Origin of the sequence: Myceligenerans salitolerans, from assembly GCF_017349295.1 — a bacterium.
GTDB classification, from domain to species: Bacteria; Actinomycetota; Actinomycetes; order Actinomycetales; family Cellulomonadaceae; genus Myceligenerans; species Myceligenerans salitolerans.
On sequence record NZ_JAFMPK010000027.1, the window covers coordinates 72,544 to 92,788 of the forward strand.

16 protein-coding genes and 1 riboswitch are annotated in these 20,245 nt (G+C 72.1%); of the genes, 5 read left to right on the top strand and 11 right to left on the bottom strand.

The window, feature by feature from the left end; genetic code table 11:
• The first annotated feature begins 22 nt into the window (after positions 1-22).
• A complete protein-coding gene (locus tag J0911_RS05755) occupies positions 23-3,046 on the top strand; it encodes a helix-turn-helix transcriptional regulator (protein WP_307864932.1) in 3,024 nt (1,007 codons plus the stop codon).
• A 28-nt stretch (positions 3,047-3,074) separates the two neighbouring features.
• Here J0911_RS05755 and J0911_RS05760 read toward each other — a convergent pair whose 3' ends face one another.
• Both J0911_RS05760 and J0911_RS05765 read right to left on the bottom strand, forming a co-directional pair.
• Positions 3,075-3,581 (bottom strand): VOC family protein, encoded by a 507-nt coding sequence (locus tag J0911_RS05760; RefSeq protein WP_207274512.1) that lies wholly within the window; start codon positions 3,579-3,581, stop codon positions 3,075-3,077.
• A 69-nt stretch (positions 3,582-3,650) separates the two neighbouring features.
• Positions 3,651-4,499: a helix-turn-helix transcriptional regulator gene (locus J0911_RS05765; protein ID WP_207274513.1), complete on the bottom strand. Its 849-nt coding sequence runs from the start codon at positions 4,497-4,499 to the stop codon at positions 3,651-3,653.
• Positions 4,500-4,600: 101 nt separating this feature from the next.
• On the opposite strand from J0911_RS05765, the gene J0911_RS05770 reads away from it, so the two are divergent.
• The 3 genes from J0911_RS05770 to J0911_RS05780 all read left to right on the top strand — a co-directional run bounded on the left by J0911_RS05770 (position 4,601) and on the right by J0911_RS05780 (position 7,853).
• On the top strand, positions 4,601-5,365 hold the full coding sequence (locus J0911_RS05770) for an SDR family oxidoreductase (RefSeq protein ID WP_207274514.1): 765 nt from the start codon (positions 4,601-4,603) through the stop codon (positions 5,363-5,365).
• Between the two features lie 29 nt (positions 5,366-5,394).
• Positions 5,395-5,516: riboswitch (ZMP/ZTP riboswitch) on the top strand.
• Between the two features lie 159 nt (positions 5,517-5,675).
• On the top strand, positions 5,676-6,968 hold the full coding sequence (gene glyA / locus J0911_RS05775) for a serine hydroxymethyltransferase (RefSeq protein WP_278186749.1): 1,293 nt from the start codon (positions 5,676-5,678) through the stop codon (positions 6,966-6,968).
• Positions 6,969-6,977: 9 nt separating this feature from the next.
• Positions 6,978-7,853: a bifunctional methylenetetrahydrofolate dehydrogenase/methenyltetrahydrofolate cyclohydrolase gene (locus J0911_RS05780; protein ID WP_207274515.1), complete on the top strand. Its 876-nt coding sequence runs from the start codon at positions 6,978-6,980 to the stop codon at positions 7,851-7,853.
• A gap of 53 nt (positions 7,854-7,906) precedes the next feature.
• On the opposite strand, the gene J0911_RS05785 is transcribed toward J0911_RS05780, so the two are convergent.
• The 6 genes from J0911_RS05785 to J0911_RS05810 all read right to left on the bottom strand — a co-directional run bounded on the left by J0911_RS05785 (position 7,907) and on the right by J0911_RS05810 (position 14,884).
• Positions 7,907-8,629 carry a DUF624 domain-containing protein gene (locus J0911_RS05785; protein ID WP_207274516.1) on the bottom strand — a complete coding sequence of 241 codons (723 nt, stop codon included), beginning with the start codon at positions 8,627-8,629 and terminating at the stop codon, positions 7,907-7,909.
• Positions 8,630-8,634: 5 nt separating this feature from the next.
• Positions 8,635-9,474 carry a carbohydrate ABC transporter permease gene (locus tag J0911_RS05790; protein WP_207274517.1) on the bottom strand — a complete coding sequence of 280 codons (840 nt, stop codon included), beginning with the start codon at positions 9,472-9,474 and terminating at the stop codon, positions 8,635-8,637.
• Positions 9,474-10,424, bottom strand: a complete 951-nt coding sequence (locus tag J0911_RS05795) for a carbohydrate ABC transporter permease (protein ID WP_207274518.1) — start codon at positions 10,422-10,424, stop codon at positions 9,474-9,476. Before J0911_RS05795 ends, J0911_RS05790 begins: the two co-directional genes overlap by 1 nt.
• An 89-nt stretch (positions 10,425-10,513) precedes the next feature.
• On the bottom strand, positions 10,514-11,818 hold the full coding sequence (locus J0911_RS05800) for an ABC transporter substrate-binding protein (protein ID WP_207274519.1): 1,305 nt from the start codon (positions 11,816-11,818) through the stop codon (positions 10,514-10,516).
• A 55-nt stretch (positions 11,819-11,873) separates the two neighbouring features.
• A complete protein-coding gene (locus J0911_RS05805; protein ID WP_207274520.1) occupies positions 11,874-13,880 on the bottom strand; it encodes a DUF2264 domain-containing protein in 2,007 nt (668 codons plus the stop codon).
• Positions 13,877-14,884 carry a hydroxyacid dehydrogenase gene (locus J0911_RS05810; RefSeq protein ID WP_307864933.1) on the bottom strand — a complete coding sequence of 336 codons (1,008 nt, stop codon included), beginning with the start codon at positions 14,882-14,884 and terminating at the stop codon, positions 13,877-13,879. Before J0911_RS05810 ends, J0911_RS05805 begins: the two co-directional genes overlap by 4 nt.
• A gap of 210 nt (positions 14,885-15,094) precedes the next feature.
• On the opposite strand from J0911_RS05810, the gene J0911_RS05815 reads away from it, so the two are divergent.
• On the top strand, positions 15,095-16,234 hold the full coding sequence (locus J0911_RS05815; RefSeq protein WP_207274522.1) for a substrate-binding domain-containing protein: 1,140 nt from the start codon (positions 15,095-15,097) through the stop codon (positions 16,232-16,234).
• Positions 16,235-16,279: 45 nt separating this feature from the next.
• Here the strand turns inward: J0911_RS05815 and J0911_RS05820 are convergent, their stop codons facing one another.
• From J0911_RS05820 to J0911_RS05830, 3 genes are all read right to left on the bottom strand, one after another.
• Complete coding sequence (locus J0911_RS05820) at positions 16,280-17,692, bottom strand: RICIN domain-containing protein (RefSeq protein ID WP_207274523.1); 1,413 nt, start codon at positions 17,690-17,692, stop codon at positions 16,280-16,282.
• 123 nt (positions 17,693-17,815) lie between these two features.
• On the bottom strand, positions 17,816-18,289 hold the full coding sequence (locus J0911_RS05825) for a nitroreductase/quinone reductase family protein (protein ID WP_207274524.1): 474 nt from the start codon (positions 18,287-18,289) through the stop codon (positions 17,816-17,818).
• A gap of 126 nt (positions 18,290-18,415) precedes the next feature.
• Entirely contained in the window at positions 18,416-20,236 is a 1,821-nt protein-coding gene (locus J0911_RS05830; RefSeq protein ID WP_207274525.1) for a glycoside hydrolase family 35 protein, read from the bottom strand.
• Positions 20,237-20,245: the final 9 nt, after the last annotated feature.

Genomic DNA, 20,245 nt, shown 5'->3' on the forward strand with positions numbered 1-20,245 from the left:
TGGCGGGTGGCACGATGTCCCCGTGCGGCGTTCCACCACCATTCCCCTGGTCTCCCGGCAGGAGCAGGTCGACTCCCTCCTGCGGGCGGTCGAGCGCGCGTCGGCCGGGCGGCCGGGGCTGGCCCTGGTCGGGGGCGACGCCGGGGTGGGCAAGACCCGGCTCGTCAGCCATGTCGCGCACGCCGCCGAGGGATCGGGCGCGAGCGCCGTCGTGGTGCACTGCGTGGATCTGGGGCAGGTGGGCATCCCCTACCTGCCGTTCACCGACGCCCTGGCCCAGCTCCAGGCCGGCGCGGCCGGCCCCGAGGCCGCGGCACGGGTCGCCGCGCTGGTCGCCGAGCGGCCCGCGCTGTGGCGCCTGCTGGAGCCCGGCGGAGGAGGTGGCGCCGATCACGACGAGCGCCTCCAGCTCTTCGAGGGCATCGCGCGCAGTCTCGGCGAGGCCGGCGAACCGCACCGGCCGCTGCTGCTCGTGGTCGAGGACGTCCACTGGGCCGATGCCTCGACGCGCGACGTCCTGCGGTTCCTTGCCGCCCGGGCGCGGGCGGAGAACCTTCTGGTGGTGGTGACCTACCGCTCCGACGACGTCGACCGGCGCCATCCGCTCCGTCCCCTGCTCGCGGAGCTCTCCAGGTTGGAGCACGTGGAGCGGATCGATCTCGAGCCGTTCGACGAGGCGGAGCTGCGCGAGTTCACGACGGCGCTGGCGGGCGGCCCGCTCAGCCCGGTGGAGTTCGCGAGCGTGCTGGACCGGTCCGAGGGCAACGCGTTCTTCGCCGAGGAGCTGCTCGACGCCGGGCCCGAGCCCGGCGCCCTGCCGTGGACCCTCACCGAGGTCCTGCGGACACGGCTGGAGCAGCTCGATCCTCCCGTGCAGCAGACGGTGCGTCTCGCGTCCGTGGCGGGCCGGCGTGTCCGTGAGGAACTTCTGCGCGCGGCCGCCGCGCAGCGTGGCCTCGGCCCCGGTATCGACGCCGCGCTCCGCGAGGCGGTCACCCAGCAGGTCCTCATGGTCTCGGGCGGGCACCTGGAGTTCCGGCACGCGCTGCTCGCCGAGGTCCTGTACAACGACCTGCTTCCCGGCGAACGGTCCGAGTCGCACCGCGCCTACCTCGCCGCGCTGGCCCAGGAAGGAGCTGACGGCGCGCCCCTGGGCGGCGCGGCCGAGCGAGCTCACCACGCCTTCGAGGCACACGACCTGCCGGCGGCACTGCAGGCCTCGCACGAGGCAGCCCTCGCGGCACGTGGCCTGCTGGCTCCCGAGGAAGAACTGCGCCACCGCGAGCAGGTCCTGGCACTGTGGGAATCCGTCCCCGGGGCGGCGTCACTGCTCGGCATGGACCGGGTGGCCGTCGCCGTCGCGGCGGGTGAGGCGGCGGCCAAGGCCGGGCATCCTGCCCGCGCGGTCCGCCTGACCCGGCGCGCCGTCGACGACCTGGCCGGCGACGTCGAGCGTCGCGCGGCGCTTCAGCACGTCCTCGTGCGGCGCCAGCTCGACCTCCCCGACTGGGGCGAGCATCCCGAGGACAGCGCCCAGGAAATGCGCTCGGCACTGGACATCCTGCCCACGGCCAGCCCCGACCGTGTCTGGAGCGACGCCCTGCTCGCGCGGATCGCGATGGAGATGGACCTCGACGACGAGGCCCGGGAGCAGGCGGAGCGCGCCGCCGAGGGTGCGCGCGCCCTGGGCGAGCCCGGCGCTCTCGCCGAGGCTCTCGCGACCCTCGCGGTGCTCGACGTCGGCGACGCGGACAAGGCGGCTCGTCTCCTGGACGAGGCCTGCGCGGCCGCCGTCCGGGCCGGCGACGTCCTCACGGAGATGCGCTGTCTCTACAACGTGGCGGCCAACCGCTTCTACGCGGGCCACCTGACCGACGCGGAGCGGAAGGTTCGCCACGGCCTCGCCCGTGCCGAGGAACTGGGCCTGGCCTGGAGCAGCTACCCGGTGAACCTCCGGATCCTCCAGGAGATCATGGCGTACTTCCGCGGTGACCTCGCTCCCCGGCCGGTCGGGGACGTGCCGCCGACGTCGGTGCAGGTGCTGAACTCCGCCACCATGTACGCGGCGGTCGCGCGCGGCGACGGCGACGTGCTCGCACGCGGGGAGGCCTTGCTGGCGCACTGGCACGACGACGGGATGATCGCGCTCCTCGGCGGCGGCTGTCTCGTCGACGCCCTCACCTGGGCGGGTCGGCACGACGAGGCGTTCGCGCTCGCCGAGCGGGTCACGCAGCACCTCGTCGGCGTGTGGAACGAGCTCTTCCTCGGCGGGATCTGGCTGTCCGCCCTCGCGATCGCCGCCCTGGCCGACGCGGCGGAGACGGACCGGTCCGCAGGCCGGGCGGGACCGGGCGGCGCGGCGCGGGAACGGACCGCGGCGCAGCGGCTGGAGCGCGGTGACGCGCTCCTCGACCTCGCCCGCACCACGGCGCGGCGCGGACGTCCGCGCGGTGGCGTCCTCGGGCCGGAGGGCACCGCGTGGTTGCAGCGCGCGGCGGCCGAGAACGCGCGCCTGCACGCCGTGGTCGGGTCCTCGGCAGCACGGCACGGCGTCGAGGCCCCCGGCACCGGCGGGAGCACACCGGAGGCCCTGTGGCGCGATGCCGCCGACGCCTGGCAGGAGACCGTCGAGCTGTTCGACTTCGGGTACCGGTACGAGGTCGCGCGCTCGCGCTACCGCTGGGCGGAGGCCTTGCTCGGTGCGGGCGAGAAGGGCGCGGCCGAGGGCGCAGCCGCGGAGGCCCTGGCGGAAGCGGACGCGATGGGCGCGGTGCCGCTCGCCGAGGCGGTGCGCGCGCTCGGCAGGCGCGCCCGGCTGGACCTGCCCGGGGTGCGCCGTGCGACGTCGTCGACCCTCACCGAGCGGGAGGAGGAGGTCCTGACCCTGGTGGCGCAGGGGCTCTCCAACCGGCAGATCGGTGAGCGCCTCTACATCTCGACGAAGACGGTGAGCGTGCACGTGTCGAACGTGATGGCGAAGCTCGGCGCGTCAGGGCGGGCGGAGGCGGTGAGCCTGGCACACCGCCGCGGCCTGCTGAAGGTCTGACGGGCTCACCGCACGACGCGGCCCGGGCTCAGGACGACGCCGGCGAGGGCGCCGCCTCGCCGGCGTACGCGGCCTCGAGGGCTGCGACGTCGATCTTGCCCATCGTGAGCATCGCGTTCATCGCCCGCAGGTTGGCCTCGGTCGTGTAGTCGCCGCACAGTTCGGCGAGCCGCTTCGGCAGCACCTGCCACGAGACGCCGAACCTGTCCTTGCACCAGCCGCACGGGCCCGGCTGGCCGCCGTCGCGGGTGAGCGCCTCCCACAGATCGTCCACCTCCTCCTGCGTGTCGAGCTCGACGAGGATGGAGAACGCCTCGTCCAGGTGGAACTCCGGACCGGCGTTGAGGGCGGTGAACTGCTGGCCGCCCACGGTGAACTCGACGATGAACGGCGAGCCGGCCTCGACTCCGGGGACGCCCTCGGGGGCGGTGAGAACCTTGTCGACGCTGCTGCCGGGGACGTGCTCCGCGTAGTAGGTCGCGGCCTCGTGAGCGCGGTTGTTTCCGAACCACAGGTGGGAACGTACGGTCGTCATGGCGATCTCCTCGGACGGTGGACCCTCCCGGTGAGGATCCGTCATGAGGGAGGACGACGCGGGACGACGTCACTCATCGGCGATCGCGAACTTTTCCTGGCCGAGCACGGCGAGCAGGCGGATCTTCTCCTCGGCCTCGCTGCCGGGGGCGGGGGTCAGCACCAGCAACGCCTGCGCCTGGTCCTGGGTGAAGAGCGCCTGGCAGTCGACGTCGATCCGGCCCACCGCGGGATGGACGAGCGTCTTGTGGTCCTCGAAGCGCCGCGCCACCTCGTGCCGCTCCCACAGGGCCCGGAACTCGGCCGACTCCGCGAGGAGGACCCGCGCCAGGTCGCCGGCGCGTGAGCTCTCCCCCGCCGCTCCGTGGGCGGCACGCAGCCCGGACACGAGGCTGCGCGCCTGACGGTCGTGGTCCTCCGGCGGGTAGACGGCACGCGACGCCGGGTCGGTGAACCAGCGGTACACGTCGCTGCGGGCCCACCCGGTCGCCGACGACCGGTCACCGAAGACGGTCGTCGCGAGCCGGTTCGCCACGAGCACCTCGCTGAGCGCGTTCAGGATCAGGGCCGGCGTGTCCTCCAGCCGGTCCAGCACCCGCATCAGCGCGGGTGCCACGTGCGTGTCGACGGGGCTGCGACGGGGCACGTTGTGACCGGCGAGCCGGTACAGGTGGTCGCGTTCGTCCACCGTCAGTCGCAGCGCACGGCTCAGCGCCCCGAGCATCTGCTCCGACGGCTGCGGCCCGCGCTGCTGCTCCAGGCGCACGTAGTAGTCCGCGGACATCCCGGTGAGCGCCGCGACCTCCTCGCGACGCAGCCCGGGTGTCCGACGGCGTGGCCCGGGCACGAGCCCGACGTCGGACGGACGCAGCGCCTCGCGCCTGCGGCGCAGGAAGTCGGCCAGGGCGGGTCGGTTCATGCCCCCATGGTGCGCCGCTCCTGCGGCCGCAGCCAGGGACCGCCGGTCCCCCGATCGCGAGGTCTCTCCCGCCCGGCCGGCGGTTCGCCGAGGGTGGAGGCATGAACACAGCAGGCAACACGATCTTCGTCCCCGGCGCGACGTCCGGTATCGGGCTCGCGCTCGCGCAGCGGCTCCAGGCCGCGGGCAACACCGTCGTGATCGGCGGTCGCCGCACGGAGCTCCTCGACGAGCTCGCCGCCGAGCACGGGTTCGGCACCGTGCGCATCGACGTCGCCGATCCCGGGTCGATCACCACGGCCACGGCCGACGTCGTCACGCGGTACCCCGACCTGAACGTCCTGATCGCGATGGCGGGCATCATGCGGGTCGAGGACTGGACCACGCCGGGCTTCCTGCCCGATGCCGAAGCGGTGATCACCACGAACGTACTCGGACCCGTCCGGCTGATCGCCGCCCTCACCGAGCACCTCAGGACCCGCCCCGGTGCCACGGTCCTGACCGTGTCGTCCGGCCTGGCGCACGTGCCGCTGCGCCCCACGCCGTCGTACAACGCGAGCAAGGCCGCGATCCACCTGCTGAGCGAGTCGATCCGGCTCCAGCTGGAGCCGGAGGGCGTGCGGGTCGTGGAGCTGGTCCCGCCGGCGGTGCGTACCACGCTGCTGCCCGGCCCGGAGTTCTTCGAGTTCGCCATGCCGCTCGACGAGTTCGCGGACGAGGTGATGGAGCTGCTGGCGCGGCGGCCCGAGGCGCACGAGATCCTCGTGGAGCGAGTCGGCTTCCTTCGGCACGCCGAGACTCGCGGCGACTACGACCAGGTGGTCGCCACGCTGAACGGGGCCGACCCGCACGCGGCCGGGGACTGAGGAAGACCGGCCGTCCGGCGCTGCTACGCTTTCCACGTCGCGACTGGCGCCATCCCAGCGGGCCTCCGAGCAGGCTCGTGGGGCGAGGTGGAGCAACCACCGGGGAGCGACGTACTGTGCCGACGACGGGTCGTTCGCCTGGGCCCGGGGTCACCTCGTGAGAAGGTGTGCACCCCGCCGGGCCACCGGTCGCGGCGGTGCGGACCCGACACGAGACCGTCGATGTCAGTATCCGATCCGACATGTCCTCGGGTTCCGGCTCTCCCCTCGCCCACCCGTCGTCGATGTCAGTCCAGCCAGAGGAGGCGCAATGAGCGCTCAGACTCCCGACCTTCCCGCCGACGTGATGAACGCGCCGCTCGCGCAGGTGGATCCCGAGATCGCCGCCGTGCTCGACGGTGAGCTGACCCGCCAGCGCGACACGCTCGAGATGATCGCCTCGGAGAACTTCGTCCCGGCCGCCGTGCTCGAGGCGCAGGGCTCCGTCCTGACGAACAAGTACGCCGAGGGCTACCCCGGCAAGCGGTACTACGGCGGCTGCGAGCAGGTCGACATCGCCGAGAACCTCGCGAAGGACCGCGCCCGGGCGCTGTTCGGTGCCGAGCACGTCAACGTCCAGCCGCACTCGGGCGCGCAGGCCAACGCGGCCGTGCTGCACGCCCTGATCCGGCCGGGCGACAGGATCCTGGGCCTGGAGCTCGCGCACGGCGGCCACCTCACGCACGGCATGAAGATCAACTTCTCCGGCCGGCTGTACGACGTCGCCGGGTACGGCGTCGACCCCACCACGTACCGCATCGACATGGAAGCGGTCCGCAAGGCGGCCCTGGAGCACCGGCCGGACGTCATCATCGCCGGCTGGTCCGCCTACCCCCGCCAGCTCGACTTCCCCGCTTTCCGCGAGATCGCGGACGAGGTGGGCGCGAAGCTGTGGGTCGACATGGCGCACTTCGCGGGCCTGGTGGCCGCCGGTCTGCACCCGTCGCCGGTGCCGCACGCGGACGTGACGTCGTCGACCGTGCACAAGACCATCGGCGGCCCGCGTTCCGGCTTCATCCTCACGCGCGAGGAGTACGCGAAGAAGATCGACTCCGCGGTGTTCCCGGGCCAGCAGGGCGGCCCGCTCATGCACGTCGTCGCGGCCAAGGCCGTCGCGTTCAAGATCGCGGCCTCCGAGGGCTTCAAGGAGCGGCAGGAGCGCACGGTGCGGGGCGCGAGGATCATCGCGGACCGGCTCGCGCAGGCGGACGTGGCCGATGCCGGCATCTCCGTGCTGACGGGCGGCACCGACGTGCACCTCACGCTGGTGGACCTGCGCGACTCCCAGCTCGACGGCCAGCAGGCCGAGGACCTGCTGCACGACGCCGGGATCACCGTGAACCGCAACGCCGTGCCGTTCGACCCGCGCCCGCCGCGCGTCACCTCCGGCCTCCGGATCGGCACGCCGGCGCTGGCCACGCGCGGGTTCGGCGACGCGGAGTTCACCGAGGTGGCGGACATCATCGCCACGGCGCTCAAGGACGGCGCGACGGCCGATGTCGACGCGCTGGCCGCCCGTGTCGCGAAGCTCACGGCGGACTTCCCGCTCTACCCCAACCTCTGAGGAACGCCCATGGCACAGATTCTTGACGGGAAGGCCACCGCCGCCGAGATCAAGGCGGAACTGCGCGAGCGCGTCACGGCGCTGTCCGCGCGGGGCACGGCGCCCGGCCTCGGCACGCTGCTCGTCGGCGACGACCCCGGGTCCCGGTGGTACGTGAACGGCAAGCACAAGGACTGCGCGGAGGTGGGCATCTCCTCGATCCGCGAGGACCTGCCCGCCGACGCCACCCAGGAGGAGATCGAGGCGGCCGTCCGCCGCCTGAACGAGGATCCCGCCTGCACGGGATACATCGTGCAGCTTCCGCTGCCGAAGGGCATCGACACCAACCGGATCCTGGAGCTCGTCGACCCCGACAAGGACGCCGACGGGCTGCACCCGACCAACCTGGGACGTCTCGTGCTGCGGGTCAACGAGGAGATCACCTCGCCGTTGCCGTGCACGCCGCGCGGGATCATCGACCTGATGCTGCGGCACGACGTCGACCTGAAGGGCAAGGAGGTCGTCGTGCTGGGCCGCGGGGTGACCGTGGGCCGGCCGATCGGGCTGCTGCTCACGCGGCGCTCGGTCAACGCGACCGTGACGCTGACCCACACGGGCACGCGGGATCTCGAGGGCCTGGTGCGCCGGGCCGACGTCGTCGTCGCGGCGGCCGGGGTCAAGGACATCGTGTCGGCCGACATGGTCAAGCTCGGCGCCGTGCTCGTCGACGTGGGCGTCTCCCGCGAGACGGACCCCACGACGGGCAAGTCCCGGGTGGTGGGGGACGTCTCGGCCGAAGCCCGCGAGAAGGCGTCGTGGTACTCCCCCAACCCGGGCGGCGTCGGACCGATGACCCGGGCGATGCTGCTGGCCAACGTCGTCGAGATGGCGGAGCGTTCGGCCTGACGGACCCATGAGGCGATCCCGGCGCAGGCGAACTCACGCCTGCGCCGGGAACCTCATGCCGCGGTCTGGTCAGCCGGGCTGCGCAGCGCGAAGCGTGCCGCTCCCCAGGCTGCGAAGAGGAGCGGCGCCGCCGCGAAGCCCAGGCCGACAGCCGGCCGTGTCGTGACGATCGATGCCAGGAGCGCGAGTACGAGGACGATGCCCGCGCTCAGGTACCAGCGCCGGGCGCCGAGGAACAGACCGGCGCGCAGCAGGTCACGCAGGCGGGCTGTGGGCTGCTCCGGAGTCAGGGCGAGTGCCAGGAATGCGGTCACCACGGTCCCGGCCGTGAGTGTCGCGAACACCGGGATGACGACGGCGCCTGCCGTCCGGCCCCAGAAGAACACGATGTCCACGACGAGCACGACCGCGACGCCCGTCGCCAGTGCGCCGAGGGCAAGCCCCCGGCGCAGGTGCCGGCGCCACGCCCGGGCGAAGGTGCGCACGGGCGTCGTCGTGCCGCCGGCACTGAACTCCCCGAAGACCGCGAAGGCGGCCGCCAGCGCCGGGCCGGCCAGGGGCGCCGTCACCACGAGCGCGGGCCATGTCCTAGCGATGTCGGTCGCCACCAGCAGGAACGCCGTGGGGAGGCAGGCGATCGCGAGCAGCATGTTCGTCGCCAGCCCCGTGTAGAGCGTGCCGAAGACCATCTCGTAGGTCTCCGGTCCGATCAGGCGTCGTCGGCGCGTGCCGGTGACGCCCGCCCGGCGGTCCACCGTCCCCGACGTCACGCCCACGGCGCTCATCCCTTGACGCCCGTGGTCGCGATGCCCTGGACGAAGTACCGCTGCCCGAGCAGGAACACGATGGCGATCGGCAGCACGGACAGCACCGAACCGGTCATGATCAGCGCATGCTCGGCGTTGTAGTCGCCGACGAAGCGCTGGAGGCCGAGCTGGATGGTCCACAGCTCCCGGTCGCGCAGGTAGATCAGCGGGCCGAGGTAGTCGTTCCAGGTGGTGACGAACGTGATGATCGTGAGGGACGCGAGCGCCGGCACGGACAGCGGCAGCATGATGCGCCACCAGATGCCGTACTCGGACAGCCCGTCGATGCGGGCGGCCTCGCACAGCGAGTCGGGGATCGACTCGTAGTACTGCTTCATGAGGAACACACCGAACGCCCCGAACGCCTGCAGCAGCATGATGGAGTAGAGGGTGTTCGCCAGCCCCCAGCTCGAGAGCATCTGGAACTGCGGGATCATGTACGACGCCCAGGGCACCGCGATCGTGCCGATGTACAGCAGGAACAGCGCGTCACGCCCGGGGAAGCGCGTCTTGGCGAAGCCGTAGGCGGCGAAGCTTCCGGTCACCACCTGGAGCAGGGTCACCACGACGGAGACGGTCATGGTGTTGCGCACCCAGGTGACCATGTCGCCCTTGATCCAGATGTCGACGTAGTTGCGCCACCGGAACGGGTCGGGGATCCATTCGATGGGCGCGGTGAAGACCTGGTTGTTGGTCTTGAGCGAGGAGATGACCATCCAGGCGAAGGGCAGCAGGATCCCTGCGGCGGCGACGATCATCGCCAGGTACAGCAGGACGCGACCGGTCTTCCGGAGCGCGCTCGGACGGGTGGCCATCACGCATCCCTCCGCTTGTTGTACAGGAACTGCACGACGGTCACGCCGATGCAGATGAGGAACAGGACGACGGCGACGGACGAGGCGTACCCGAGCTCGAACTGCTCGAAGCCCTTCTGCCAGATGTACTGGCTCAGCACGAGGGTGGCCTGTCCCGGCCCGCCCTCGGTCATGACGAGGATCAGGTCGAAGACCTTGAAGCTCTCGATGGTCACCATGACGGTGACCAGGAACATGGTGGGCCGCAGGCACGGCAGGGTCACGTTCCAGAACCGCTGCCACACGCCGGCGCCGTCGATCCGGGCCGCCTCGTGCAGCTCGGTCGGGACGGTCTGCAGCCCGGCGAGGAACAGCAGCATGTAGTAGCCCATGTAGCGCCAGGTGCCCACGATGATGACGGCGGGCATGGCCCAGTCCTTGGAGACGGTCCAGCCCGGCAGCTCCCCGCCGACGAACATGCCGATGAACTGGTTGATCGGCCCGAACTCCGGGCTGAACAGCATGTTCCACACGACGGCGACCGCGACGATCGACGTGACGTACGGGAAGAACGCCACCGTGCGGAAGAACGCCGCGCCGCGCAGCTTCTGGTTGAGCAGGAGCGCGAGGCCCAGGGAGGCCGCGATCGTCAGCGGGATGTGGAAGGCGGCGTAGTAGAAGGTGTTGCCGAGGGCGATGTGGAAGCTCTGGTCCGCGAGCAGCCGCCGGTAGTTCTCGAGCCCCACCCAGTCCGCGTTGCCGAAGATGTTCCAGCTCGTCAGCGAGTAGTAGAACAGCAGGAGCACGGGAATCAGGGTGAGCACCGCGAACCCGGCGAAGTTCGGCAGGACGAACGTCCAGCCGACCAGTGCGTTGCGGAGCTTGAGCGACGTCCTGGGCGCGCGCCGCCGCGGGGGGTCGGGGTACGGCAGCCCGAGGGCTCCCTGGTTGTCGACGACGGGTGTCGCCATGGGTCGTTCTCCTCGTCGAGGGGCTGGTGGGGCGGTGCCCGCCGCGCGACGGCGCGGCCGTCGCGCGGCGGGCGGTCAGCGGTCGGCGGTCAGCCGACCTCGTTGGCGACGCGCTCCTGCGCGTTCGCGATGGCGTCGTCGACCGTCTCCGACTCCGACATGACCGCCGAGTGGAGGTCGCCGAGGATCGTCTGGATCGCCGCCGTGTTCACGCCCACCGGGTTCTCCGGCAGGGTCTCGTGGGTCGTGTACGCGAACCGCGACAGGTCGTCCTGCGGGACGCCGTCGAGCGCGAAGACCGTGTCGGCCACGGCGTCGTCGATGAGGGCCGGCGTGATACCGATCTCGGCGAGCGCTGCCGCGCCCTCCGGGCCCGCGGCGAACTTCAGGAAGTCCTTCGCGGCGTCGGCCTCGGCCTCGTCGATGCCCGCGTTGATGCCCATCGTCGTGGGGTCACCGAAGGTCACCGGGGTGTTGTCGGTTCCGGTGGTGGACTCGTCGAACTGCGGGGCGGGAGCCAGGCCCCACTCGAACTCGTCCGCGTCACCCGACGCCTGCTCCGCCACCAGCGTCCCGATGTACCACGAGCCCATCACGGTCATCGCGGCCTTCTGGGTGCCGAACTGCGACTGGTAGGCGAGTTCGTTGGTGGTGACGGTGGCATAGCTGGGCTGCGAACCCTCGTCCTGCATCGCCAGCTGCCGCTCGTAGTAGGGCGCGAGGAAGCTGAAGTCGCCGCTGTCCAGCGATGCCCCCTCGGTCTGCGCGAGGGCGAAACCCTGGACCGTGGACTGCCAGCCGTGCAGGTAGGCGCCCGTCACGTCCTTCTCGCCGATTCCCTCGGTGAGCTCGGCCGCGGCGTCGGCGTAGTCGTCCCACGTCCACGAGCCGTCCGGGTACTCCACGCCGGCCTGGTCGAACAGTTCCTTGTTGTAGTACAGCAGCCACGAGTCCTGGCGGTAGGGCACGGCGTACGTCGCCCCGTCGACCGCCATGGGCTCGAGACCACCGGTGGCGGGATCGAGCTCGGCGGCCACGTCGGAGATGTCCAGCAGGGTGCCGCCCTCCTGGAACGTGACGTAGTTCTTCAGGTTCTTGACGATGAAGACGTCGGGCGCGGTGCCGGCCGCCAGGTCGGCCGTCAGCGCGGTGTCGTACTCCTCGCCGGCCGGGTACTCCTTGAGCTCCACCGTGACGTCGGGGTTCTGCTCCTCGTACGCCGTGGCCAGCGTCTCGAACTCGGGCGTGGAGGCGAAGTCCCATCCGGCCAGGCTGATGGTCACCTCGCCGTCCGAGCCCTCGCCGCCGGAGGACGCGTCGCCTCCGCCGCAGCCGGCCAGGACGAGGGACGCCGCCGCGGCGGCTCCCACTGTGGTGATGATCTTGCGGTTCATTGCGTACTCTCCTTCGAGTAGGGATCGTCCCCGCATCGGCGGGGGACGACGGTCTTCAGGTCGCGTCGGACCGTGGTTCGGGTGGCGGGAGGACGACGGCGGTCCGCGTGCCGTCGGGCCAGTGCACGACCGCACCGTCACCGGCGGCGTGCGGAAGGTCGAGCCGGGGTGCCGCCCCGGGCGAGGCGGTGGCCGTCGGCCCGGTGCCGCCGGCGAGTTCGACCGCGACGGCGAGCCAGGTCCCGATCGGGACCGTGGCGTCCGGGTCCAGGTGCCCGAAGGGCACGGCGGACCGCGGTCCCAGCGGTGTCGCGTCCGCCGCCTCCCGGGTGCCGGCCCGCAGCGCGCCGCTGAGCGGGACCACCCGGGACCGCATCCCGCCCGCCACCACGTGACCGGACGCGCCGTGGGAGATCTCGCTCCCGCTCACCGCCCAGCCGCTGATCTCCAGCGACCGGGCCGACGGAGTGCCGTCGTCGCCGGTGGCGAGGGCATCGACACGGACGCACCGTACCTCCCACGCCCCGCGGACCACCGAGACGGTCGTGACGGTCCCGGCCCTCGCCGCGGTACCGGGCCGGCCCGAGCCGTGATCGGGTGCGGTGGGATCGGCGTCGAGCCAGTGCGCCTCCGCGACGGAGGCGAGCACGGCGCACGTCCCGTCGACCAGCTCCGTACCCAGGGTCCGGAACCCGGTGCGGTGGGTCGCCCGGCCGGCGCCGTCGAGCAGCACCACCGACTGGTCCCCGGGGCGTGTCCACGCCGGCGTGTCCAGGAGCGGCGACGTCGCGGTCGAGTAGCCGAGCCGGGCGTACAACGGCGAGTCGCCCACGCGGTCGCCCTCACGAGCGTGGTCCGTACCGTGGTTGACCACCCGAACGACACCGTCGGCGGCTGTCGCCGACACGGCCCAGCCGGGTGCGCGGAAGAGGCTCACCGTGTCCTCCCGCTCGACCGGGAGCGGTTCCGCCGGCGCGGTCCACACCGGGTGGTCCGCGGACAGCGCGAGCCCGACCAGGCCCTTGGCCGCCCAGTACGGCGAGCCCGTGCCGCTGTACCGTTGCGCGATGGACCTCCAGGGGTGGTGCCAGCCGAGTGTCAGCAGACCGTCCGGTCCGGGTACGCCGTGATCGGCGAAGTGGCCCACCACACGTGTGGCGGCCTGGCGCAGCAGGCCCGGCGACGTGCCCGGGACGCCCGCGATCGCGCCGGCCCAGAACGGCGCGGCGGCCGCGAACCGGTAGGTGAGCGACCGGCCCTGGACGAGTGGCCCGCCGTCGGCACCGATCAGCCCGACCGCGCCGGTCAGGAACGTGTCCAGGTGCGCGGCGTCGCGCTCGCGGCGGGTCAGGGACGGCATCCCGGCGTCACCGGCGGGCGCGTCCGCCTCGACCGCGCCCGACATCCGCGCCCAGAGCACCGGGTACAGGTGCAGGGCCCACCCGGCGTAGTGGTCGTAGGACCGTTCGTCGCCGTCCGCGAACCAGCCGTCGGCCCGGAGGAACGAGTCGTGGGCGGCGAGATCGGCCGCGATGTCGTCGCCGGACCACGGCCCGCCGACGGACCGGAGGAACGTCTCCACGACGATCCGGAACCACACCCAGTTGCAGTGCGGGTAGGTGTCGTCACCCACCACGGCACTCAGGTAGTCGACCACCTGCTCCTGCACCAGCGGGGTGAGGCGGTCCCAGATCCACGGTCGTGTCATGTCCAGGATCAGGGCGATCGAGGCGGCCTCGACCTTCGCCTGCGGGTGCTCGACCGGCGTCACCCAGCGCTCGGGGTGGTCCGGGTCGGTACCGGCAGCCAGTCCCGCGGCATACCGCTCGGCGAGGTTCAGCGGGTCCGTGCCGCCCTCGCCGGCCAGACGGAACCCGGCGGCCAGGAACGTGCGGGCATAGCCCTCGAGCCCGTCGACCCGGGTGCCGTAGCCTCCCGGCTCACCCGGCAGGGTGATCAGGCTGCCCGACGCCGACGCGTGCCCGAGCGCGGCGGTCAGAAGTCCGTCGGCGAACGCCGCGAGCTCGTCGCGCGTCATCCCGTCCCGCCCGTAGGCGCTCATGCGCTGGTCTCCAGGCTCTCGCGGGTGACCGGCGACGCCGGCGCCTCACCGCGCACGTACAGCTCCAGCTCGTCCAGCGCCGCGGCGGTCATCCGGCGTGTCTCCGTTCCCAGCGATCCCGCGATGTGGGGCGTGATCATGACGTTCGGCAGGTCGTACAGCACCGAGTCGGCGGGTAGCGGCTCGGGGTCGGTCACGTCGAGGATCGCGAAGAGCCGTCCCGTCCGGCACTCGGCCTCGAGCGCCGATGTGTCCACGACCATGCCCCGGGCGGTGTTGATCAGGGTGGCATGGTCGGGCATGAGGGCGAGTTCGCGTGCGCCGATCAGGTGGCGGGTGCTCGGCAGGGCCGGCGCGTGCAGGGAGGTGATGTCGCTCGTGGTCAGGACCTCGTCGAGCCCGGCGAGCCGAGCGCCCGCGGCCTTGACCTCGTCCCGGTCGGCGTACGGGTCGGAGACGAGCACCTCGCGCACGTCGAGCGCGGCCAGGCGCTCCACGACGCGGCGCCCGGTGCGGGAGAACCCGACGATCCCGATGGTCCTGCCCCGGTTGGACAGGTCCCCGATGCCGTCGACCGACCAGTCGTCCCGGGCCGTGCGGGCACGGGCGGCCAGGAACGGCGCGCGCTTGCCCGCCATGACGATGGCGGCGAAGGTGAACTCGGCGACGGGGACGGCGTTGGCGTCCACCGCGTTGGTCACCAGCAGGTCCCGCTCCCAGACGCCGTCGGACACGACGGGCTTCACGGTGCCCGCGCAGTGGATCACGGCCCGCAGGCGGGGGGCGGCGGCCAGGACGTCGGCGGTCAGGCGCGGAGCGCCCCAGGAGGTGAGCAGCACCTCGACGCCGGCCAGCCGCTCGCGTGCCCCCGGCTCGTCCAGGCTCGCCACCTGCACCGGTTCGCCGAGCGCGGCCAACTCTGCCAGCCGGGCCCGCTCGGCGGCACCGAACTGGGCGCGGTACGTGGCATGAGACATGGCCAGCAGCACCTCGGGTCGGTTCACCTGCACGCCCTCCATAAGCTATCTCCGTTGATCGCCGATCGGTCAGCTTCGATCACTGACGATCGATGCCGGACAGTCAACCTCAGACAAGTCCGGATGCGCAAGTGCAGAACGACACAGTAGGATGACAGAAGTGATCAGTTCCGATCATCGCTCCGGTCCCGACGACGTGCGGCCGGGCGGTTCGACCACGACGAAGGAGGTCAGGCGATGACCACCGAGCCTGCGGCACTTCTGCCGGCAGAACGACGCGCGCGTCTCGTGCAGCGCCTGCACGACGACGGATGGGCGCGCGTCGCCGACCTGGCCGCGGCGCTCGGCGTCACGCCGGTGACGGTACGCCGCGACATCGCCCAGCTCGCCGAGGAAGGGGTGCTCGAACGGGTGCACGGCGGGGCGCGGCTCGTGGCCGGGCCCGGGCGCCCGGAGGCCCAGGACGGCGCCGGTGCCGCCGCGCGCACGGCCGCCCCCGACCGCTCGCTCGCCCGCAAGCCGCCCGGGCAGGCGGAGTCCCGGACCCTCACCGTGGGCATGGTCGTGCCGAGTCTCGACTACTACTATCCCGAGGTGATCCGCGGAGCGCGCGTCGCCGCCGCGAACGCCGACGTCCGGATCATCCTGCGCAACGGCTCGTACGACGCCGCGGAGGTGCGCCGCCAGGTCGCCGCGCTGGCGGCGTCCACCGACGGACTGCTCGTCAGCCCTCCCGTGGACGCCCCGGAGGTGGCCGAGTGGCTCACCACGCTCGGGGTGCCGGTCGTTCTGGTCGAGCGCCACGGCCAGGCCGGACCGTTCCACGAGCCGCTGGAGTCGGCGGTGACGGACCACGCCCTGGGCGCTGCCATGGGCGTACGACACCTCGCGGCGGAGGGCCACACCCGGATCGGCCTGGTGACGTCCCGGACCAGTCCGACCAGCCGCGGCGTGCGCGCGGGGTGGCGTGCGGCCGTCGGCGAGCTCGGGCTGGGCGACGGGTGCCTCGACCTGGACACGGTCTCCCACCGGGATCCCGGCTGGCACGACGACGCGGGACGTGTCCTGGACGCCTGCGCGGAGTCGGGGACGACGGCGCTGCTGGTGCACTCCGACCCGGAGGCGATCAGCCTGGTGGAACGGGCTCACGACCGCGATCTTCGCGTTCCCGCGGACCTTGCCGTCGTCGCGTACGACGACGAGGTGGCCGGCCTCGCCGATCCGCCGATCACCGGCATCCGGCCGCCGAAAGCGGCGCTCGGCGCGGCGGCTCTCGATCTCCTGGTGCGCCGCATCGCCGACCCCGGGCGTCCGGTCCACCGGGTCCAGCTCGGGCCGCAGCTGATCGTCCGGGCGTCGAGCAGCGGCGCGGGGTAGGGGCCACCGCCGGGTGCGGTGGCCGCACCCGGCGGCAGAGCCTTTCTAGCCGCGTTCCCACTGCTGGTTGTGCTGGCCGTTGCACGCGTAGGTGATGATCTGCGCGCCGGAGCCGGTACCCGCGCCACTGACGTCCAGGCACTCGCCCGTGTTCCTGGCCCGGATGGTCAGGTAGCCGCCCGAGGACTGGCTCGACCACTGCTGGTCGGTGCCGCCGTCGCAGGTCTGCTGGGTGATCGTGGTGGCGTTCTCCTGGAGGCACAGGTTCGAGTGCCGCGCCACGATCGTGACGTGGCCGCTGCCCGCGTCGCGGAACCAGAACCGCTGGTTGCCCTGCCCGTTGCAGGTGTAGGTCTTCAGCTGCTCACCCGCCGTCACGTTGTTGTTCGTGACGTCGGCGCAGGTGCTCGCGTGGCGCGGTTCGAGCGTGAGGAACGGCCCACCCTGACCGGTGACCGTGCCCGCCTCGGTGTCGACGACCAGCTCGGGGAAGTAGTCGATCTCCATGGTGGTGCTGTTCGGGAACTCGATCGGCGCCCACACGTACCGGGAGTCGTTGACGATGCCGCCGAACGAGTTGCCCCACCGGTCGCCCAGGTACAGGTAGTCGGTGCCCTGACTGCCCTGGACCGGCAGCACGAAGGCCGTCTGCGAGCCGTACATGGTCGAGTCGCCGACGTCACGCATGGCGGTCCAGGGGCCGGTCACACTCGGCGCGGTGGCGTACTGCTGCTGGTTCGGCGACCACCCGGTCGCGCCCGAGGTGAGCATGAAGTAGGTGCCGCCCCGCTTGAACAGGGCGGGGGCCTCGCGGTGACCGCCGTGCCACGGGTCGGCGACGAGCGCGTCGATGGCCGTGTAGTCGTCGGTGAGACGGTAGATGTGCAGGTCGTAGTTCTCCCGGGCTGCGGAGTACATGTACCCGGTGCCGTCGTCGTCCACGAACACGCCGATGTCGCGCGACATGTGGCCGAGCGGGCGGAAACTGCCCAGGTAGTCGTAGCTTCCGCAGGGCTGGTTCGTCGTGGAGACGGCGACGGCGGCCCTCGCCTCGCCGTAGTCGACGCCGTTCTCCTTGTGCGCCCAGATCACGTAGCGGTCCGTGGACTCGTTGTACATGATCTTGGGGCGCTCGATGTTGGCCTGCTGCAGCTCCGGATCGCTGGCCTGGGTCAGGACGTTGTCGACGAACTCCCAGTGCGCCAGGTCGCTCGACCGGTAACAGCTGACGTACCGAAATCCGTTGTTGTCCGGCTGCCGGTTCTCGCCGATCCAGTAGTAGTAGCTCCCCGACTTCACGACGCCGCCGCCGTGGGCGTGGACGGGGCTGCCGTCCGTCGTCGTGAACTGGGTCGCGTTGGGCACGGTGACCTCGTCGGCGCCGGCCGGCAGGCCGAACGCCAGGGTCGAGGCGACCGCGCAGCACAGGGCCGCGAGGACCCCGTAGATGCGTCGCATGACGAACCACACTCCTTCATCGCAGTGCACTTCGGCCACCGGCCGCTGCGGCTCGGTGCCGCTCCCGAGGCTATGGCAACGTTAACATCGGGTCAACACTCCATTGACGACAAAAAGCCTCTCTCAGGCGCCGCGCACGGGGTCCAGCACGACCACCGGCGTCTCGACGGGACGTCCCGCCGCGAACCCCTCGATGTCTCCCCAGCCCTCGGTGGCGCCGAGCCTGCGCCAGAGCTCCTCGCGCTCGGCGCCGACGGCCTCACGGGCACGCACCCGGACGATGCCCTCGACGGTCTGCGCGGTCGCCTCGGGGTTCGCCCGCAGGTTGAGCCACCACAGCGGTGGCGTCTCGCCCCACCCGTTCATCGCGAGGGTCACGAGGCGGTCACCGTCCTGCACGTAGGCCAGGATCACCGCGCGCTCGGCCCCGGTCCGGCGTCCGGTGACCACCAGACGCAGCATGCCGCCCTTGCCCGGGGCCGCCTCCCGCAGGAACCTCGTGCCGCCGAGCCGGTACAGGAACCGGTGGACGCGCCAGGCGGTCCTGATGAACCACCGCGGCGGGAGCCACGGGGCCTTGCCTTCGGTATTCGTCATCTCAACCTCGGGAACGCCTGCCCGCGAGCGATCGCGGTGCCCTGAACGGTGCCACGCCGGGCCTCACCCTATTGCCCTCCCGCGCACGAGGGAACACCCCTGCCCGCGAGTCCGGGTCGGCCGCGCTCACTCCTCCTCGGGTCCGAGCTCCGGCTCGGCCACGAAGCTCACCTTCGCCGAGGCCGCCCCGTGCAGTTCCAGGACCACGAGCTCGTTCTGCTCGCGCACCACGGGACCGGGCACGTACATCGTCCCGGTGGGGCCGTGGCTCCAGTAGCGGCCCAGGGGCCAGCCGTTCACCCACGCCAGACCCTTGGTCCAGCCGTCGAGCCGCAGGAAGTGGTCCGCACCGGGCTCGCTCCCGAACTCCGCACGGCAGAGCACGGGACCGGCCACCGGGGTGTCCGTTCCACCGTCGTCACGGCCCGGCGACAGCCGCGCGTTCCCGGTGAAGACGTCCCGGACGGCCGAGGCGAGCAGCCCGTCCGGCCCGTCCAGCTCCAGCGGCGTCACCGACCAGTCCGTCACCTCCCTCACGGCCGTCCGAGCCGGGCCGATCAGCCCCTTCGCCTCGCCGATGCGCGGCCCGTAGTTGACCCGGCCCTGGTCCTCGACCAACAGCGTCAGCTCGCCGTCCAGTGCGGGCAGCGGCAGCGTCCGCTCCCCCAGGGTCCGGCTCAGCGTGCCGACGGGTGTCCCGTCGACGAACGCGATCGCCCGGTCACGGATCTCGGCGAAGGTGATCGCGCCGTCGTCGGCCCGGACGCGGGTCGTGTAGACGCTCAGCCCCGACCAGTGCCCGACGTCGTCGTGCGTCGGCAGGCCCTCGTGCGACCCGGTACGCCCGAGAGCCCCGGCCACGTCGGCGAGCGGCACCGTGTCCCCCAGCGCGACCGTGAGGGTGGGAGCCGGGCGCGCCGCCGCGGGGGTCTCGTCGGGCACCTCCCGGTATCGCGCGACCACGTCGCGCATGGCGAAGTACTTCGGCGTAGGAGCGCCGTGCTCCGACAGCGGGGCGTCGTAGTCGTAGGACGTCGCGATGGGCAGGTAGGTGCCCTTGTCGTTGGCGCCGTTGGTCAGCCCGAAGTTCGTCCCGCCGTGGAACATGTACAGGTTCACGGACGCGCCGGCCGCGAGCAGGTCGCCGAGGTCCCGGGCGTTCGCGTCCGGTGCGGCCACGTGGTGGTGCCGGCCCCAGGAGTCGAACCAGCCGTTCCAGAACTCCATGCACATCAGTGGCCCCGCCGGCTGGTGGCGGCGCAGCACCTCCAGGCGCTCCGCGGCCCGCGACCCGAAGGACGCCATCCGGTGCAACTCGGGCAGGCCGCCGCGGGACTGGTGGTGGTCGTTCGCCTGGTCGACCGTGAACAGGGGCACGTCCAGGTGCTCCCGCAGCATCTCCACGAGAGCCCGCAGGTACACCTCACGACGCTCGGGCGGATCGTCCCCGTAGGCCCCGTACTCGTTCTCCACCTGCACCGCCAGTACCGGCCCGCCCGCGGTGACCTGTCGTTTCGCGACGATCGGCAGCAGCGCGCCGAAGTACTCGCCGATCGCGGCGAGGAAGCCCGGGTCCGCACACCGCACGGCGGCCGCGCCGCGGCCGCCGTCGGCGGCGAACAGCCATGCCGGCAGCCCGCCGCCGTCCCACTCCGCGCAGATGTACGGCCCGGGCCGCACGATCGCGTGCAGGCCCTCGGCCGCGACCAGGTCGAGAAAGCGTCCCAGGTCGTACCGCCCGGTGGTGCGGAACTCCCCCCGTGACGGCGCGTGGAAGTTCCACGGCACGTACGTCTCGATCGCGTTCAGTCCCATGAGCCGCGCCTTGCGGATCCGGTCGCCCCACAGGTCGGGATGCACCCGGAAGTAGTGCAGCGCGCCGCTGACGAGCTGCACGGGCTCACCGTCGAGCAGGAAGTCCCGCTCACCGATCTCGAACGTCGTCATGTCTTCCTT

Coding starts and splice junctions, on each gene's coding strand:
- J0911_RS05760 (WP_207274512.1), bottom strand. CDS start 3,581: ATGACGACCGTACGTTCCCACCTGTGGTTCGGAAACAACCGCGCTCAC.
- J0911_RS05765 (WP_207274513.1), bottom strand. CDS start 4,499: ATGAACCGACCCGCCCTGGCCGACTTCCTGCGCCGCAGGCGCGAGGCG.
- J0911_RS05770 (WP_207274514.1), top strand. CDS start 4,601: ATGAACACAGCAGGCAACACGATCTTCGTCCCCGGCGCGACGTCCGGT.
- glyA (WP_278186749.1), top strand. CDS start 5,676: ATGAGCGCTCAGACTCCCGACCTTCCCGCCGACGTGATGAACGCGCCG.
- J0911_RS05780 (WP_207274515.1), top strand. CDS start 6,978: ATGGCACAGATTCTTGACGGGAAGGCCACCGCCGCCGAGATCAAGGCG.
- J0911_RS05790 (WP_207274517.1), bottom strand. CDS start 9,474: ATGGCCACCCGTCCGAGCGCGCTCCGGAAGACCGGTCGCGTCCTGCTG.
- J0911_RS05795 (WP_207274518.1), bottom strand. CDS start 10,424: ATGGCGACACCCGTCGTCGACAACCAGGGAGCCCTCGGGCTGCCGTAC.
- J0911_RS05800 (WP_207274519.1), bottom strand. CDS start 11,818: ATGAACCGCAAGATCATCACCACAGTGGGAGCCGCCGCGGCGGCGTCC.
- J0911_RS05805 (WP_207274520.1), bottom strand. CDS start 13,880: ATGAGCGCCTACGGGCGGGACGGGATGACGCGCGACGAGCTCGCGGCG.
- J0911_RS05815 (WP_207274522.1), top strand. CDS start 15,095: ATGACCACCGAGCCTGCGGCACTTCTGCCGGCAGAACGACGCGCGCGT.
- J0911_RS05820 (WP_207274523.1), bottom strand. CDS start 17,692: ATGCGACGCATCTACGGGGTCCTCGCGGCCCTGTGCTGCGCGGTCGCC.
- J0911_RS05825 (WP_207274524.1), bottom strand. CDS start 18,289: ATGACGAATACCGAAGGCAAGGCCCCGTGGCTCCCGCCGCGGTGGTTC.
- J0911_RS05830 (WP_207274525.1), bottom strand. CDS start 20,236: ATGACGACGTTCGAGATCGGTGAGCGGGACTTCCTGCTCGACGGTGAG.